Consider the following 17,140-nt stretch of genomic DNA (forward strand, 5'->3'; position numbering starts at 1 on the left):
GCCGGCCTTCGCGCCCGGGGGTCACCCGCAGCCCGTGCGCGTGAGCCCTGCCGGGCCCGGGACGGTGAGCCGCTGGCCCACACGGAGTCCGGTGCTCTTCAGACCGTTCATCCGGACCAGTTCCGCCACCGAACTCCGGTACCGGCACGCCACCGACGAGAGCGTGTCGCCCGGGCGGACCGTGACGACATGCGTCGCCCGCAGGTCCAGGAAAGGAAGGCACGCCCCGCCGACCGACAGGTCCGACGGCCCGCACGAGCGCGTCGGGCGGAGGTACGGCAGGCCCGGGGCGGCCGAACCCCCCGCCGGTGACGAGAGGCCCGGCAACGGTGACGACGACGGGAACGCCGAGGAGGACGGCAGCGCCGGTGGCGGCGTGACCGCGCCGGGCGCGGTGTCGTACGGCGTGGGGTAGGCGGGCGGCGGCACGCCCAGCGCCGGCTGGTCCACCGGCCTGACCGCCGCCGGTCCCGGTGACGGCGGGTCGTCCTTCATGAAGCCCGCGAAGAAGATCACCGCGATGACGATCACCGCCGTGAGGGCGGCGACGTTGACCGCGCCCTTCCGGTCCGCCGCCGTGTCGGGAAGCATGCCCGGCGGCCGAGGCGGAACCGCCGGCGACGAGGCCGGGCCGAACTCGTCCAGCGGGACACCGGTGTTGATGCCGCAGAGGACCAGGTGGAAGCGGAGCGCCGCGATCTCGGAGGGCCGTTCGACCGCGGAGCGCACCCGGGCGTACAGCTCCGCGGCGTCGGAGTCCAGCGTCACGAGGCGTCCGGGCCCGGTCCATTCGACGCTCCAGCTCGCCCTGCCCGCCGCGACGAGGCCCTGCCCCACCAACGCCCATACGGCGGTGAACAGTTGCTCCTCACCGAGGCCGCCCCACTGCCGCGCGCCCCAGCGCGTGTCGCGGAGGGCGTCCGCCAGTTCGGGGCCCCGCCCTGCCTCGAGCAGGTGCAGCAGGTCGCCGAGCGTCGGGGCCCCCGCGGCTCCCGGGGCGAAGGACCGCCCGCCGGAGGTTCCGTCCCGCGCCGCACCGGATGCCCCACCGGACACCCCGGAGGCCCCGCCGATGAGACCGGCCGGTTCGCCCAACTCCTCGATGGCGCGGATCACTTGCAGTTCGGCCGCGTCGTCCGTCCAGTCCTGCCACGGCCGGTGCTCCAGGCGGCGCTCCGCGCCCTGACGGATCAGCGCCGACCACACCCCCTCCGGCACGGTCCCCGACGGGCCGCCCAGCAGGGTCAGCGCGGGGGAACGGTCGCGTACGGCTGGGGCCCCCGCGCACCCGTCCAGGGCAGCGAGGCGCCGCACCAGCGGGGGGTGGGAGTCGAACCGCGACCGGGGCCGCTCCGGCAGCGCGCGGGTGCTCCGGGCGAGCGCCGCCTCGTAGTCGGGGTCGGTGACCATGAGCCCGAACGCCCGCAGCGGATCGTCGGGTACGCGGCCGATCTCCCGCATCGGGTCGAGGAAACGGGTGCGGAAGTCCTGCCACGCCGCGTCCAGCGAGTGCACCAGGGACAGCGCCTCGGCCGTCGCGTCCCTCCCCGCCACGGCGGCGGCTGCCGCGTCCGCCTCCAACTCCTGGCGGCGGCGTACGGCGAACGACGCGGCGTCGTAGAGCCACGCGTACGCCGACAGCGCCCGGAACTGCAGACCGGAGTAGGCGGCGACCATCCGGTTGCCGGCCGCCGCTTTCGCGATACCGCGCAGGGCGGTGTCGAGGGCGACCGAGCCGCGGTAGACGGTGGCGCCGAAGCGGGTGTGGCGGCGGGCGTAGTGGCCGAGTTCGTGGCAGAGCACCGCCCGCATCTGGTCGGCGCACAACCCGGCCAGCAGCGGCACCCCGATGTACATCCGCCGCTGCGCGACGCCGAAGCCGAACCGGGTCTCCTCGCTGACCGCGGCGTTGACGTCCAGCGTGAGCCGGATCTCCGTGGGGGCAGGGGCCCCGACGCGCTCGGCCAGTTCCCGTACGGTCCGCCACAGTTCGGGGGCCTGCCGCGGGCCGACCCGTACCGAACCCGGTTCCGGGTCGGGCGTGGCTCCGCCGGTGAACAGACCGCGTACGAGCGCGACGGCCGCCGGGGCGCCGAACGCGACGAGATAGAGCGGGGTGGGCGACGACAGCGGCTCGCCCGAGCTGAACACCAGATAGAGGGTGAGGAGGGCGAGCGCGCCGTAGACGAGGAGGATCGTCCAGGCCAGCGCGTAGAACCCGGCGACCAGCGCGAGCGCGAGCAACGCCCGCAGGGCCGCGCTCACGCCCCACCGCCGTGTGCGCCGCCGGGCACGTCGTCGCCCGCACGGTACGGGCCGGGCTCCGCCTCCCGCTTCACTCCGTCGCCCGGCGCTGTCGCCTCGTGGTGCGGCGCCGTCACCGCGTCGCGGATCCGTTCCATCGTCCGCCGGTCCGCCGTGAACCCCCCGCGGAGCCAGACCTCCGTACGGCGCAGGAGTTCGGGGAGCGCGGACTGTTCGGCCGGTCCGGGGAGCCAGGACAGGTCGTACCGCGGATCGCCGGGGCCCGGGAGCCCGGCGGCGGGACGCGCCCCGGGCACGCCAGGACCCACCAACGCGTCGCGGCCACGGGCCCGTTCACCGGCAGCGCCGGTTCCCCTCTCCGGCATGCCCAGCACCTTCTCCAGCCTCTTGCGGCCCTTGAACAGGCTGGCCGCGACGCCGCCGCGGCTCAGCCCCAACTCCTCCGCGACGGCCTCCTGCGACATGCCCTGCAGACAGTGGAGGACCACCACGGTGCGCTGCCGCTGCGGCAGCGCGGCCAGTGCGGTCAGGACGGCACGCGCCTCGACGGTCCGCTCCACGGCGGCCGCCGGAGGGTGCGGGACGGAGTCCAGTTCGACGGTGCGCCGGCGGGCCCGGCGCCGGGAGACGGCTGCCAGCCGCTGCCGGACGATCCGCAGGACCCAGGCGTCCGGGGCGTCGTAGGCACGTAATCGGTCCCACCGGCGGAACGCCTCCGCGTACGCCTCCTGCACCGCGTCCTCGGCGTCCTGGCGATGACCGCACAGGACGAAGGCGCGCGCCAGCATGCCGGGAAAGGTCCGCTCGAAGAACGCGCCGAAGTCCTCGTACGGGCCGGTGTCCGCGCGTCCGGCGAGGTCGGCGCGTCCGGCGATGTTCGCGCGCCTGCCCAGGTCCACGTGATTGCCGGGGTGTTCGTGCGCGCCGGGCTCACCGGACACGCCGGGGCTCTCGTGCGCGGCGGACTCCCCGGGCGTCCCCGCGCCTGCGGCGTCGTCAGCTCTGGCCGATTCGGTCGTCACCGCATCCCCCTCGCTCCGCGCACCCCGCCCGCAGGGCCAGCCGGGCGCTCTCCGGGCCGCTGTGCTCCATGACGACATCGGTGCGCCCTGCGTGCAGCGCAAGGGAAAAGATACGCTTCCGTTCCCTCGACATCAGCCAGAACAGCACGACTCTCGGTACGGCCGCGGCCACGGAGAGCACGACGGCGACGATCACTGGCTCGGCCACCATCACCCCACCCCCTGCCTTTCGTTCGGTCGCTTCGGTCCACACCTGGTAACAGGCGTACGCGCCCGATGTGTTCACCGCCGTTTCCGAGGAATGTGCAGGGGCCGGTCCCGGCGGGACCGCGGTGGGCACGAGGAGAACCTCCGGCGGATCCCCCTGGCTCGCACGACCGGCTTCACCAGGGTGTGCCGGGCGGCCACGATGATGCCGGTGGGGACGGGGGGCGATGTGCCTGCACATCCGTCGGCGCCGATGACGGCGGCAACTCCTCTTTGCGGACCGGCCGTTCCAAAACTGACGGCGCTCCGGGTGGCGCATTGAACGAACTGCCGCGGATTTCCCCTCCGCTGACCCGGCGTCTAACCGCTGTCGAGAACGGTGAGTTACCGGTGGAGGGGAAGATCATTGGTGGCCAAGTGATCGGAACTCATGTTATGTTCCTGTCGCACCGAAGGCCCCGGACGACCATCCGGGTCGGAGGGCGGGATAGTCAGTTCCTCTGTGTGATCTGACCCAACGCCAGGATCCAAAAGGTGCGGAAAATCGGGGGAAGAAGTCCGGGGGGACCTTTGGTTTCCACGCCTGTTCAGGTCGCCCGTCCGGGCTTCCTCCCCCTTGCGATATACACGCAAGGGAGATTGTACATGAACCGTAATACTCTGCGGATGGCGGCTGTTTCGGCCGTCACCGCCATCGCCATCGGCGGCGGCGCCGGCCTGGCCCAGGCGCAGCAGACCCCCGCGGCCGCTCCGCAGACCGTGTCGGCCACGCAGCAGGCCCAGGCCCAGCAGGCCGCGCGTGCCCTGCTGGCGAGCCCGCTGGCAGCCGACCTCTCGGCCGCCGAGCGGACCGAGATGAACAAGATGGCCAACGGTCAGTTCTCGGCCGCGAGCAAGTGGAGCGCCATCCGGGCCGCCTTCAGCAGGGTCGGCGGCTTCGCCAAGGCCATCGGCGGCAAGTTCAGCGACTTCAAGAAGTGGTACGACGGCCTGTCCTGGTGGGTCCGGGCCCCTCTCGCGGCCGTTTCCCCGGGCCTGACGCTCCTTGAGATCTACAACGCCCTCCGCTGATGACTCTCGGGCCGCGGCACTTGCGGCCCTCTGATTGATCCGGTGCCGGTCGGGTCTGCCCGGGCAGACCCGACCGGCATCCGGCACAGGGCGACACGGCGACACGGAGCGTTTCAGATGACCGATACCAGTATTTCCCGAACGGCCACCCAAGGCACGTGGGCCTTGCCTCTTCTGGCGCTTGCCCCATTGGCGGCCATCAGGCTGCTCACGGAACTTTCCACGCCTTGGCTCGCCATTTCCTGGGTGTTCTGCATCCTGTCCGTCCTATTGGTCGCGGCAGCATGGACGACCGTATTCCGTCATGGCTCACGCGGGATCGGGACCTGGGGCACCTGCATTCTCGTGCACGCGGTACTGGCCTGGCAGTTGATTGCCCTCGTGAGGAACTGAGGGCTGTCCCGTCACGGCGGCTGTTCCGGCTATTGAACTCAGAAGGGGAAGCGCGCGTGGAAAAGGGCGACGTGCTGGTCGAGGCGCAGAGCCTCGGCCGGTCCTTCGGTGCCAAGCGGGTTCTGGACAACGTCTCGATCACCCTCCACGCCGGCGAGGTGACAGGCTTCGTCGGCGCGAACGGCGCGGGGAAGTCCACCACGATCCAGCTGATGCTCGGTCTGCTGCACGGTGAGGGCAGGACCCTCTTCCTCGGACGCAGGCTGCACGCATGGGGTGCGCCCGGAACGGTCGTCGGTGCGGTCCTCGGAGGCGTGGCCGGCCATCCGAAGCACCGCGTGCGGACCCATCTGCGGATGGTGGCCGCCGGTTCCGCGGCGCCGGACCGGCGCGTCGACGAGCTTCTGGAGACCGTCGGACTGACGGACGCGGCCCATCTGCGGCTCGCGCAGCTGTCGTTGGGAATGTCGCAGCGGGTCGCCATCGCTCAGGCCCTCCTCGGCGATCCGCCCGCGCTGATCCTCGACGAACCCGCGAACGGGCTCGACCCCCACGCGATCCGCTGGCTGCGCGACTTCCTCCGGTCCCAGGCAGACCAGGGCCGGGCGGTCCTGGTGTCCAGTCACCTTCTGGGCGAGATGGAGCAGCTCGCCGACCGCGTCGTGGTGCTGTCGCGTGGCCGGGTCGTCGCCGCTTCGCCGATGGCGCAGCTGCTGGCCGACGCGGCCAGCCGGCGGGTGGTGACCGTGCAGACGCCGGATCTGCCGAAGCTGGCCGCCCTGGTCGAGGCGCGGGGCGGGCTGCTCGTGCCCACCGGCGGACAGGGCGCGAACGTCCAGGGCCTGGACCGGATACAGATCGGCACCCTCGCCTCGGACAGCGGGGTGCCGCTGTACTGGCTGCACGAGGAAGGGCCGTCCCTGGAGGACTTCTATCTGGGCATCGCGGAAGAGGAGTTCACGATCTCGTGAGGTCAACAGCAACGCCGGCGTCGAGGACACCGGTGGTCGTCACCCCTGCCGAAGCATTCCGCAGGGCATGCCGGTACGAGTGGCGGCATCTGGCGGGACTCCGCTCGACCTGGGTGCTGCTCGGCGTGGTTGCGGTCCTGAGCCTGCTCACGGGCATCACGGTCCTGCTCGACCTCGACAGGGACCGCGCGGTCGGTTCGGCGACGATGGCCGATGTCATCGCGTGGACCCCGCTGGCGACACAGGTCCCGGCCCTCTGCTTCTTCATGCTCGTCCTCGGCACCGGACCCGTATCGACCGATCTGGTCAGGGGAGCCGCGCGCACGACGTGGCTGGCATCGAACGGACGGAGCACCGCCTACGCGGCGAAGTGCGTGGTCGGATTCCTGGTCGGGGCCGGTGTGGCGGCCGGAAGCGCGCTGCTGGGCGGCGTGTCCTCGGCACTCGTCCTGGCCGTGGCGGGAGCTCCTCAACCGGCGTGGGCCGGAGTCCTGGTGCCCACCCTCCGTTTCGTCCTGTGGGTCGGGTGCTGGGCACTGCTGTGCCTGGCGCTGGTGGCCCTGGTCCGCAGCCGGATCGTTCCCGTACTGATCCTCTGCATGTGGCCGCTGATCGGCGAGCGTCTCGTGGGAGGGCTGCTCGGATACGTACCGGGCCTGAAGGGCGTGGGTGACTGGCTGCCGTTCGCGGCAGGCAGGGCCATGCTCACCGACGTCTCCGCCTACCCGGCCGACGACCGGCCCTTCGCGCAGGCGCTGGTCGGATCGCATCTGTCCACGCCGACGGCGACGTCTGTGTTCTGCCTGTACACCGTGCTGATCACGGCGGCAGGGCTCTGGGCCTACCGCCGACACGACGTCGCGGGGCACTGAGCACCGCCGCGCCTGCGAACCTCTCCGCGACGGGATCGGCGCCGCGGCGGCTGCGGGTGGAGATCGGCGACTCGACCGCGCGCCTCACCCCGCCCCGACCAGCGGTTCCCCGCTCCAACGCTGCGATCCGCCCCGGCGAACACCGTTCCGGTACTAGGCTCGGGTGGCATGACGCCACCCCCGACGGTCCCGGCCGAGCTCGGCCGCAGTCCGTACGTCAGCCTGGTGACCCACCGTCGTGACGGCACCCCCGTGGCCACGCCCGTCTGGGCCGCGACCGACGGCGAACGCCTCTACGTGTGGACCCGCAGCGATTCCGGCAAGGTCAAGCGCATCCGTAACAGCGGCCGGGTCACCGTCACCCCCTGCGACGCCCGCGGCCATGTCGCCGAGGGCGCCGCGGTGGTGGACGGCGAGGCGGAGCTGCTGGACGCCGACGGGCTGCGCCGCGTACGGCAGTTGCTCACCCGCAAGTACGGCTGGCGCTTCCGGATCGTCGACGGCGGGGGCGCGCTCGTACGTCTCGGGAAGCGGCCGCACACCGGGATCGCGATCACGCTCTGACACCCCGGCGCGTGCGCCATCCGAAAACTGTCTGTAGCACGGCTGTCACACCGGCCACATCCCGCCGGTGTCGAATGGCCGGCAGGCCCGGAGGCCGCGGCCTCCGGGGGAGAGGGGCCGGACAGTGCTGGACCAACAACTCCCCGGCGACGTGGTGGAGTTCGCCGGGTATCTGCGTCAACTCCTGGACGCGCTGGATCCGGAGTCGGGCTGGTACGGGGTGTTCGCGCAGCGCGACCCCGACGGCGTACGGGCGTGCCTGGAGGGCCGCGAGGTCCTGCCGTGGGACGTCGTGGACTCCCTTCTCCAGGACCTGGCCGTGCGGCACGGCACGCAGTTCGCCGACAGCCGCCGGCCGCGCGCCCGCGAGCTGCACCACGCGGCGATCACCGCGTACGACCGGTGGGTGGGGGACCGCGGCGCCCTGCTCGACCGGCTGGACGTGATGCTGAGGGAGAACGCGCACGCGGGCACCCGCGAGCGGGAACTCGACACGGCCCTGGCCTCGGTCGAGGACCGGTCGGAGGCCGGACGGCTGGAGGCGAAACTGGCGTGGGCGCGCGACGACCGCGAGCGGGCGGCGGCCCGCTGCGACGAGCTCCGGGGGCGGCTGGAGACACTGGAGCGCGGCGAGGCGCGGGAGCGGGGCGTGCGCCCGCCGGGCGGCGTCACCTCGTACGGTGCCCCGGCATCGGCCGACCCCACGTCCGCCGATCCCGCTGACGGCGGCCCCCTGTACACCGACCCCGCGTACGCCGACCCCACGTACACCGACCCGGCGTCCGCTGATCCCGCCCGCACCGATCCCGCCTCCGCCGATCCGCGGTACGCGCCCACCCGAAGACCTGACGACGGCCGCGACATGCCGTTGAGGGGCGCTCGGTTCGCCGGGATCGTGGGCACGGCCGACGCCCCCGGCCCCGCGGCCGTCCCCGACACCGCCGATGCTCCGGCCCCGGACTCCGGAACACCGCGCGGCGCGCGGTTCGCCGGTGCCCGTGCGCCCGCCAAGCAGCCGCGCGCCCCCAAGCCATCGCGAGCGAGCCGGCGCGGAGACCGCGGCCGTGACCGCGACCGCCGCTCCGACCGCGATCCGTCCGCCACCGCCGCCCCGCTGCCGTCCCCCGAACTCGCCGCCGCCCGGCGGGCCACCGACGAGGCCGTGGCCCGGCTCGCCGCCCTGCGCGCCGAGGGCCGCGGCGGCGAGGCGTACGTCCTGCTGTGCGAGGCCGCCGCCTGGCCGGCCGACATGCTGCCGTTGCTCCTCGCCGCGCTGGAGCGGTCCGGTCTCGCGGCGGACGTGGCGACCCTGCTGTGGGAGGCGTCGTGCCTGCCGCCGCCCGCGCTCGCAGCCTCCGCCGCCGCCCTCGCGGACCACGGCCGCGGTGACGACTGCCGTGCCCTTTTGCGCCAGGCGGTTGCCCGGCCCGCGCCCGAACTCGCCGCCACCGTCTTCGTTCTGCGCGCCGAGGAGCGCACCGGCGAGATCGGCACCCTGCTCGACGCGTTGTTGCGGTCCCGTACGCCCGAGGAGGCGGCCCGCGTCGCCGAGACGGACCCCGAGACGCTGGTGCCGCTGCTCCTCGACGCTGCCGCCGGCGTCTCCACGCACCGGTTGCGCGACCTCGCCCATGTGCTGCGTCTCGCGGGGCTGCAGGGCGTGCCCGACACGGTCTGAGCGCGGCGGGATTCCCCGCGCGGACGTGCGGGAAAGAAGGGGAACAGCAGCGGACACGGTGACCGGAATTCGCCCCCAGGAGGGACAGCCGGGGACACGCAGAGTGCCCGATGTGGCCCGTTGCGGCACGAAACGTGACCGAGTCGGGCGGCGTACGGGCTATGGTCTTGCCACGGTGCGTAGCGGGGCTTACGTTCTCCATCTACGTTCGCATCTACGCCCGTAGAGGCCGCGTACTCAGCTCCCTTGAACCCGGAGGGGAACGGCCCTGCCGCGCCCGTACAGCGCACTGAAGGAGCAGCTCATGGCCAATGTCGTCCGCGCCGCACTGGTCCAGGCGACTTGGACCGGCGATACCGAGTCCATGATCGCGAAGCATGAGGAGCACGCCCGGGAAGCGGCCCGTCAGGGCGCCCAGGTGATCGGCTTCCAGGAAGTCTTCAACGCCCCCTATTTCTGCCAGGTGCAGGAGCCCGAGCACTACCGCTGGGCCGAGCCCGTGCCCGACGGGCCGACCGTGCGCCGGATGCAGGACCTCGCCCGCGAGACCGGCATGGTCATCGTGGTCCCGGTGTTCGAGGTGGAGCAGTCGGGCTTCTACTACAACACCGCGGTCGTGATCGACCCGGACGGCACCGTCCTGGGCAAGTACCGCAAGCACCACATCCCCCAGGTCAAGGGGTTCTGGGAGAAGTACTACTTCAAGCCGGGGAACCTGGGCTGGCCGGTGTTCGACACCGCCGTCGGCAAGGTCGGCGTCTACATCTGCTACGACCGCCACTTCCCCGAGGGCTGGCGTCAACTCGGCCTGAACGGCGCCCAGATCGTCTACAACCCCTCCGCGACCTCCCGCGGACTCTCCGCCTACCTCTGGCAGTTGGAGCAGCCCGCGGCCGCCGTCGCCAACGAGTACTTCATCGCCGCGATCAACCGCGTCGGCCAGGAGGAGTACGGGGACAACGACTTCTACGGCACGAGCTACTTCGTCGACCCCCGCGGCCAGTTCGTGGGCGAGACCGCCAGCGACAAGGAGGAGGAGCTCGTCGTCCGGGACCTCGACCTGGGGATGATCGAGGAGGTCCGGCAGCAGTGGGCCTTCTACCGTGACCGGCGCCCCGACGCGTACGAGGGGCTGGTCCAGCCGTGACGTCGCAGTCCCACCCCGAGATGCACCCGGCGCTGCTGGGCCGTCACCGGGCCGTCATGCCCGACTGGCTGGCGATGTACTACCGCGACCCGATGGAGATCACCCACGGCGAGGGCCGTCATGTCTGGGACGCCGAGGGCCGGCGCTACCTCGACTTCTTCGGCGGCATCCTCACCACGATGACGGCGCACGCGCTGCCCGAGGTGACCAAGGCCGTCGCGGAGCAGGCCGGCCGCATCATCCACAGCTCCACGCTCTACCTCAACCGCCCCATGGTGGACCTGGCGGAGCGCATCGCCACGCTCTCCGGGATCCCGGACGCCCGGGTCTTCTTCACCACCTCCGGCACCGAGGCCAACGACGCGGCGCTGCTGCTGGCCACCACGTACCGCCGGTCGAACCAGATCCTGGCGATGCGCAACAGCTACCACGGGCGCTCCTTCTCCACCGTCGGCATCACGGGCAACTCCGCCTGGTCGCCGACGAGTCTGTCGCCGCTGCAGACGCTGTACGTGCACGGCGGCATCCGCAACCGCGGCCCGTACGCGGAGCTGACGGACGATCAGTTCATCCGCGCCTGCGTGGCGGACCTGGAGGACATGCTCGGGCAGACGCGCCCCGAGACGGTCGCCGCGATGATCGCCGAACCGGTGCAGGGCGTCGGCGGGTTCACCCTCCCGCCCGACGGACTGTTCGCCGCCTTCCGCGAAGTCCTCGCCCGCCACGGCATCCTGTGGATCTCGGACGAGGTGCAGACCGGCTGGGGACGGACCGGCGAGCACTTCTGGGGCTGGCAGGCGCACGCCGAGCACGGCCCACCCGACATGCTCACCTTCGCCAAGGGCATCGGAAACGGCATGTCCATCGGCGGTGTCGTCGCCCGCGCCGAGGTCATGAACTGCCTGGAGTCCAACTCCATTTCGACCTTCGGCGGCAGCCCGGTCACGATGGCCGCCGGCCAGGCCAACCTCGCCTACCTCATCGAGCACGACCTCCAGGGCAACGCCCGCCGCGTCGGCGGACTGCTCATCGAGCGGCTGCGGGCCGTCACCGCCGGGCTGCCCGTCGTACGCGAGGTGCGCGGCCGCGGCCTGATGATCGGGATCGAGCTGGTGGACGCCGACGGCGCACCGTCGCCGCAGGCCGCCTCGCTGGCCCTGGAGTACGCCCGCGAGGAGGGGCTGCTCATCGGCAAGGGCGGCCGCGAGGGGCACTCGCTGCGCATCGCCCCGCCGCTGTCGCTCAGCGTCGCCGAGGCCGAGGAGGGCGCGGCGATGCTCGAAGCCGCCCTGAAGCGCGTGCAGTCCGAGACCGAAGGGAGGACGCAGTCATGACCCGTACCGTCATCCGGGGCGGCCTGGTCGTCACCGCCGCCGAGGAGACCCACGCCGACGTCCTCATCGAGGACGGCCGGATCGCCGCCCTCGCCGCGCACGGCAGCGCGGCGGGGGAGAGCTGGACCGCCGACCGGACCATCGACGCAGGCGGCAAGTACGTGATCCCGGGCGGCGTCGACGCCCACACCCACATGGAGCTGCCCTTCGGCGGCACCTTCGCCTCCGACACCTTCGAGACCGGGACCCGGGCCGCGGCCTGGGGCGGCACCACGACGATCATCGACTTCGCCGTCCAGTCCCAGGGGCAGCCGCTGCGCGCCGGACTCGACGCCTGGTACGCCAAGGCCGACTCCAACTGCGCCGTCGACTACGGCTTCCACATGATCGTCTCGGACGTCAACGAGGGCACCCTGAAGGAGATGGACCTCCTCGTCGCGGAGGGCATCACCTCGTTCAAGCTCTTCATGGCCTACCCGGGCGTCTTCTACAGCGACGACGGCCAGATCCTGCGCGCCATGCAGCGCTCCGCCGGGAACGGCGGCCTGATCATGATGCACGCCGAGAACGGCATCGCCATCGACGTCCTCATCGAGCAGGCGCTGGCCGAGGGCCGCACCGACCCGCGCTACCACGGAGAGGTGCGCAAGGTGCTGCTGGAGGCCGAGGCCACGCACCGCGCGATCCAGCTCGCCCGCGTCGCCGGGGCCCCGCTGTACGTCGTGCACGTCTCCGCCGAGGAAGCCGTCGCCGAACTGGCCCAGGCCCGCGACATGGGGCTGAACGTCTTCGGCGAGACCTGCCCGCAGTACCTCTTCCTGTCCACCGACAACCTCGCCGAGCCGGACTTCGAGGGCGCCAAGTACGTGTGCTCCACGCCGCTACGGCCCCGCGAGCACCAGGCCGCCCTGTGGCGGGGCCTGCGCACCAACGACCTCCAGGTCGTCTCCACCGACCACTGCCCGTTCTGCTTCACCGGGCAGAAGGATCTGGGCCGCGGGGACTTCTCCAAGATCCCCAACGGCCTTCCCGGCGTGGAGAACCGCATGGACCTCCTCCATCAGGCCGTCGTCGACGGGCACATCTCCCGCCGTCGCTGGATCGAGATCGCCTGCGCCTCCCCGGCCCGGATGTTCGGCCTCTACCCGCGCAAGGGCACCATCGCCCCCGGCGCGGACGCCGACGTCGTCGTCTACGACCCGCACGCCGAGCAGGTCATCTCCGCCGAGACGCACCACATGAACGTGGACTACTCGGCGTACGAGGGCAAGCGGATCACCGGCAAGGTCGAGACCGTCCTCTCGCGCGGCGAAACCGTCGTCGACCGGGGCGAGTTCACCGGCCGGGCCGGCCACGGCCAGTACGTGCCCCGCGGCACCTGTCAAAACCTGATCTGAGAGAGAGCCGCCATGGACTTCGGACTCGTCCTGCAGACCGACCCGCCCGCGTCGGCGGTCGTCGGACTGATGAAACGCGCCGAGCGGCAGGGGTTCCGGTACGGCTGGACCTTCGACTCCGCCGTGCTCTGGCAGGAGCCGTTCGTCATTTACAGCCGCATCCTGGAGCACACCGAGCGGCTGACCGTGGGGCCGATGGTCACCAACCCGGGCACCCGCACCTGGGAGGTCACCGCCTCCACCTTCGCCACCCTCAACGAGATGTACGGCAACCGGACCGTCTGCGGCATCGGCCGGGGCGACTCCGCGATGCGCGTCGCGGGCCGCAAGCCCAACACCCTGGCCCGTCTCGGTGAGGCGATCGAGGTCATCCGCGACCTCGCCGAGGGCCGGGAGACGGAGATAGAGGGTGAGACCCTGCGCCTCCCGTGGGTCAAGGACGGGAAGCTGCCGGTGTGGATGGCGGCGTACGGGCCCAAGGCCCTCGCGCTCGCCGGGCAGAAGGCCGACGGATTCATCCTGCAGCTCGCCGACCCGTTCCTGACGGAGTGGATGGTCCGCGCCGTGCGGAGCGCCGCGGAGGAGGCGGGCCGTGACCCGGACGCGGTGACGATCTGCGTCGCCGCACCCGCCTACGTCGGCGACGACCTGGCTCACGCGCGCGACCAGTGCCGGTGGTTCGGCGGCATGGTCGGCAACCACGTAGCCGATTTGGTCGCCCGCTACGGCGAGCACTCCGGTCTCGTCCCCGAGGCGCTGACGGACTACATCAAGGCCCGCGAGGGCTACGACTACAGCCACCACGGGCGGGCGGGGAACCCGTCGACCGACTTCGTCTCCGACGAGATCGTCGACCGCTTCTGCCTGCTCGGCCCGCCCGAGGCACATGTGGAGAAGCTGCAGACGCTCCGCGACCTGGGCGTCGACCAGTTCGCGGTCTACGCCATGCACGACGCCAAGGAATCCACCATCGACGCCTACGGCGAGCACATCATCCCCGCCCTCGCCGGCTGACCCGCCCGGTCCGGCGCCCGCCGGACCGCCCGTCGCCGGAGGGCCGGAACCGCTCCCCGCCCTCCGCCCGACCGTCCCCGTCGTCCCGCCCCGCCGTTTCCGGGGCGGGACGACGGGGAGTTCAGGCACTTCCTCCGCGAACGAACGGCCCCGCCATGACCGATGCCCCCGCCGCCGTGCCGCCGTCCCCGATACAGGCCCACGTCACCCACCCCGACGGCCGGGTGGAGCTCCCGCCCGGCACCGAACTGCCCGACAGCCCCTTCTCGAACGCGGACCTGCGGCCCGTCCCCGTCTCCGGCCGCCACTGGACCACGTACAACTTCGCCGCCCTGTGGGTCGGCATGGCCCACAACATCCCGTCCTGGACGCTCGCCTCCGGGCTCGTCGCCCTCGGCATGGACTGGAAACAGGCCGTTCTCACCATCGCCCTCGGCAACGTCATCGTGCTCCTCCCGATGCTGCTGACCGGCCACGCCGGGCCCAAGTACGGCATCCCGTTCCCCGTCCTGGCCCGCGCCTCCTTCGGCCTCCGCGGAGCCAATCTGCCCGCGCTGATCCGCGCCGCCGTGGCCTGCGCCTGGTTCGGCATCCAGACCTGGATCGGCGGGCAGGGCATCTACATCCTGCTGGGCAAGCTGTTCGGCGGCGGCTGGGAGCGCGCCGGCGAGATCGGCGGCTACCCCTGGACGCTGTGGCTCTGCTTCGTCATCTTCTGGGCGCTCGAACTCGCCATCATCTACCGCGGGATGGAGACCCTGCGGCGCTTCGAGAACTGGGCCGCCCCGTTCGTCCTCGTGGGCGCGCTGGTGCTGCTCATCTGGATCGCGAACAAGGCCGGAGGCTTCGGGCCGCTCCTCGACCAGCCCTCGAAGCTCGGCTGGGGCACCGAGTTCTGGACGGTCTTCTTCCCCGCCCTCATGGGCATGATCGGCTTCTGGGCCACCCTCTCGCTGAACATCCCGGACTTCACCCGCTTCGGCAAGGGCCAGCGCGCCCAGGTCTGGGGCCAGTCCCTCGGCCTGCCCACCACCATGACCGCCTTCGCGATGCTGTCGGTCCTGGTCACTTCCGGCTCCCAGGCGGTCTACGGCGAACCGCTGTGGGACCCGGTCGCCCTGTCGGGCAAGACCGACAACGCCTTCGGTCTGGTCTTCGCCCTGGTGACCGTCCTCGTCGCCACCATCTCGGTCAACATCGCGGCCAATGTGGTCTCGCCCGCCTACGACCTCGCCAACCTGGCCCCGAAGGTCATCAACTTCCGTACGGGAGCGCTGATCACGGGTGTCGTCGGCGTCATCATCTTCCCCTGGAAGCTCACGGAGACGCCCGAGCTGTACATCTTCACCTGGCTCGGCGTGGTCGGCGGACTGCTCGGCACGGTCGCGGGCATCCTCATCGCCGACTACTGGATCATCCGCCGCACCGTGCTGGACCTGGCCGACCTGTACCGGCCCGGCGGCCGCTACTGGTACGCGGCGGGCTGGAACTGGCGGGCGGTCGTGGCCTTCGGAGTCGGCGGCCTGCTCGCCGTCGGCGGCTCGTACTCGGCACCGGGCAAGGGACCCTTCCCCGAGGACGGGCTCGTCCCCTTCCTCCAGCCTCTCGCCGACTACGGCTGGGCCGTGGGCCTGGGGGCGTCGCTGGTGCTCTACACGGTGCTGATGCTGCCGCGGCGGTCGGAGCACCGGGCCCGCTGAGGTCCGCGGTCCGCGCGGGACGGGCGCGGCCGGTGTCTCGTCGCCCCGGCCCCGGCCCTTCGGAGGGCCCGCCTCCTCGTCGGGGCCGCCTTCTCGCAGTGCCCGCCCTTTCGCAGGGCCCGCCTTCTCGCAAGAGGGGCGGGCCCTGCGTGCTGTCCCGGCAGGGCAGTTGGGCGCCGAGGAGGCGGGCTGACGCGTCCACGTGTCGGACTACGGCGTCTCCGTTCCCGCCTCCCTCTCCATCCGCGCCAGCCGAGCCGTGCGCTCCGCCAGATCACTGATGCGCGCGCCGTCGAAGCCGAAGACGGCGCTCCGTACGGTGTCCCGCAGCGGCTCGGTCCACTGCGCCGGGATCGCGGACGCGCCGCACAAGACGCCCGCGACCGAGCCCGCCGTCGCGCCGTTGGAGTCGGTGTCGAGCCCGCCGCGGACCGTGAGGGCGACGGTGGCCGTGAAGTCGCCCCCGCCGTAGAGGAGTCCGGCGGTCAGGACGGCGGCGTTGGGCACCACGTGGATCCAGTGCAGCCGCCCGGTCTCCGTCTCCAGCTCGGCGAGGGTGCCCTCCCAGCTCAGGCCCGCGTCGTGGAGGGCGGCCGTCCTGCGGACCGTACGGGCCAGGCGGGACCCGGCGGGGATGTGTTCCAGGGAGGCGTCCAGCGCGGCGCGGACCGAGGAGGCCGTGAACGCCGCGGCGACGAGCGCGGCGGCCCACATCGCGCCGTAGACGCCGTTGCCCGTGTGCGAGAGGACGGCGTCGCGACGGGCCAGGCCCGCGGCGCGGCGCGGGTCACCGGGGGATGTCCAGCCGTGGATGTCGGCGCGGATGAGGGCGCCGATCCACTCCTGGTAGGGGTTGTCGACGGTCGCCGCGACCGGCGGCTTCAGCCCCCGCGCCAGATTGCGGTAGGTCGCGCGCTCGGCGGTGAAGGTCTGCAGATACGGCAGGCGCAGCAGCCAGAGGTCGCCGACCTGCTCGGTGGTGAACCCGAAGCCGCGGGTCTCCAGCAGATGCAGCCCCAGTACGGAGTAGTCCACGTCGTCGTCGCGCGCGCTGCCGCTGATGTTGCCGCGCGTGCACTCCGGCCACTCGGGGCGCAGCTCGAACTCAAGGGGATCCAGGGGGTGTTCGGGCGTCGGCCCCGGGATGTAGTCGGTGAGGGGGAGGGCGTCCGCGCGGCGCAGGTACCGGTCGATCCGCTGCCGCGTCCAGTGGTCGCCGCGCTCGACGGGCTTGCCGAGCATGTTGCCCGCGATCCGTCCGAGCCAGCCGCCGAGGATCTTGTCGTCGAGGACGTCCGGCGCGAGGGCCACCGGCCCGGGGGCGGCGGTGTGATGGGCAGTCATGTCTCCGGTGTACTCGACCGGGCCGCAGGGGGGACGGATTGGCCCCGTCGTTTCGCGGCGCGTTCGGCGGTGGGGAGGGCCGACGGCCGTGTGGTGACGGCGAGGGGGAGGAATGGCCGTATCCGGGGAGCGGGCGGTCCTGCGCGGGGACAGCGGGCGTG

The 17,140-nt window shown here is 72.1% G+C and carries 15 protein-coding genes; 11 read left to right on the forward strand and 4 right to left on the reverse strand.

Features of this window, described 5'->3' with window-relative positions:
* Positions 1–21: 21 nt before the first annotated feature.
* The 3 genes from ABZ822_RS20015 to ABZ822_RS20025 are packed head-to-tail and all read right to left on the reverse strand — an operon-like array spanning position 22 to position 3,498.
* Entirely contained in the window at positions 22–2,265 is a 2,244-nt protein-coding gene (locus tag ABZ822_RS20015) for a M48 family metalloprotease (RefSeq protein WP_360855466.1), read from the reverse strand.
* Positions 2,262–3,287, reverse strand: a complete 1,026-nt coding sequence (locus ABZ822_RS20020; RefSeq protein ID WP_360855469.1) for a sigma-70 family RNA polymerase sigma factor — start codon at positions 3,285–3,287, stop codon at positions 2,262–2,264. The genes ABZ822_RS20015 and ABZ822_RS20020 overlap by 4 nt, the downstream gene beginning before the upstream one ends.
* Positions 3,262–3,498, reverse strand: a complete 237-nt coding sequence (locus tag ABZ822_RS20025) for a hypothetical protein (RefSeq protein WP_360855472.1) — start codon at positions 3,496–3,498, stop codon at positions 3,262–3,264. Before ABZ822_RS20025 ends, ABZ822_RS20020 begins: the two co-directional genes overlap by 26 nt.
* A 641-nt stretch (positions 3,499–4,139) precedes the next feature.
* Between ABZ822_RS20025 and ABZ822_RS20030 the strand changes: the two genes are divergently transcribed.
* The 11 genes from ABZ822_RS20030 (at position 4,140) to ABZ822_RS20080 (ending at position 15,635) form a co-directional block, all read left to right on the forward strand.
* Positions 4,140–4,565: a hypothetical protein gene (locus ABZ822_RS20030; RefSeq protein ID WP_360855475.1), complete on the forward strand. Its 426-nt coding sequence runs from the start codon at positions 4,140–4,142 to the stop codon at positions 4,563–4,565.
* 117 nt (positions 4,566–4,682) lie between these two features.
* Positions 4,683–4,958, forward strand: a complete 276-nt coding sequence (locus tag ABZ822_RS20035) for a hypothetical protein (protein ID WP_360855478.1) — start codon at positions 4,683–4,685, stop codon at positions 4,956–4,958.
* Positions 4,959–5,014: 56 nt separating this feature from the next.
* A complete protein-coding gene (locus tag ABZ822_RS20040; RefSeq protein ID WP_360855481.1) occupies positions 5,015–5,929 on the forward strand; it encodes an ATP-binding cassette domain-containing protein in 915 nt (304 codons plus the stop codon).
* Positions 5,926–6,801 carry a hypothetical protein gene (locus ABZ822_RS20045; RefSeq protein ID WP_360855484.1) on the forward strand — a complete coding sequence of 292 codons (876 nt, stop codon included), beginning with the start codon at positions 5,926–5,928 and terminating at the stop codon, positions 6,799–6,801. Before ABZ822_RS20040 ends, ABZ822_RS20045 begins: the two co-directional genes overlap by 4 nt.
* Positions 6,802–6,969: 168 nt before the next feature.
* Entirely contained in the window at positions 6,970–7,365 is a 396-nt protein-coding gene (locus tag ABZ822_RS20050) for a PPOX class F420-dependent oxidoreductase (protein ID WP_360855487.1), read from the forward strand.
* Between the two features lie 124 nt (positions 7,366–7,489).
* The gene (locus ABZ822_RS20055; protein ID WP_360855490.1) at positions 7,490–9,043 is read left to right on the forward strand and encodes a hypothetical protein; all 1,554 of its coding nucleotides are present in this window, start codon (positions 7,490–7,492) and stop codon (positions 9,041–9,043) included.
* 304 nt (positions 9,044–9,347) lie between these two features.
* Positions 9,348–10,190, forward strand: coding sequence for a nitrilase-related carbon-nitrogen hydrolase (locus ABZ822_RS20060; protein WP_360855493.1), 843 nt, complete (start codon positions 9,348–9,350; stop codon positions 10,188–10,190).
* Positions 10,191–10,210: 20 nt separating this feature from the next.
* The gene (locus ABZ822_RS20065) at positions 10,211–11,524 is read left to right on the forward strand and encodes an aspartate aminotransferase family protein (RefSeq protein WP_360855736.1); all 1,314 of its coding nucleotides are present in this window, start codon (positions 10,211–10,213) and stop codon (positions 11,522–11,524) included.
* Positions 11,521–12,921: a dihydropyrimidinase gene (gene hydA, locus ABZ822_RS20070; protein WP_360855496.1), complete on the forward strand. Its 1,401-nt coding sequence runs from the start codon at positions 11,521–11,523 to the stop codon at positions 12,919–12,921. The genes ABZ822_RS20065 and hydA overlap by 4 nt, the downstream gene beginning before the upstream one ends.
* 12 nt (positions 12,922–12,933) lie before the next feature.
* Positions 12,934–13,935 carry a TIGR03842 family LLM class F420-dependent oxidoreductase gene (locus tag ABZ822_RS20075; protein ID WP_360855499.1) on the forward strand — a complete coding sequence of 334 codons (1,002 nt, stop codon included), beginning with the start codon at positions 12,934–12,936 and terminating at the stop codon, positions 13,933–13,935.
* Positions 13,936–14,090: 155 nt separating this feature from the next.
* Complete coding sequence (locus ABZ822_RS20080; RefSeq protein ID WP_360855503.1) at positions 14,091–15,635, forward strand: NCS1 family nucleobase:cation symporter-1; 1,545 nt, start codon at positions 14,091–14,093, stop codon at positions 15,633–15,635.
* Positions 15,636–15,845: 210 nt separating this feature from the next.
* Here the strand turns inward: ABZ822_RS20080 and ABZ822_RS20085 are convergent, their stop codons facing one another.
* The gene (locus ABZ822_RS20085; RefSeq protein WP_360855506.1) at positions 15,846–16,979 is read right to left on the reverse strand and encodes an ADP-ribosylglycohydrolase family protein; all 1,134 of its coding nucleotides are present in this window, start codon (positions 16,977–16,979) and stop codon (positions 15,846–15,848) included.
* Positions 16,980–17,140 lie beyond the last annotated feature (161 nt).

The organism is Streptomyces sp. NPDC047108, assembly GCF_040643575.1.
Lineage (GTDB): Bacteria > Actinomycetota > Actinomycetes > Streptomycetales > Streptomycetaceae > Streptomyces.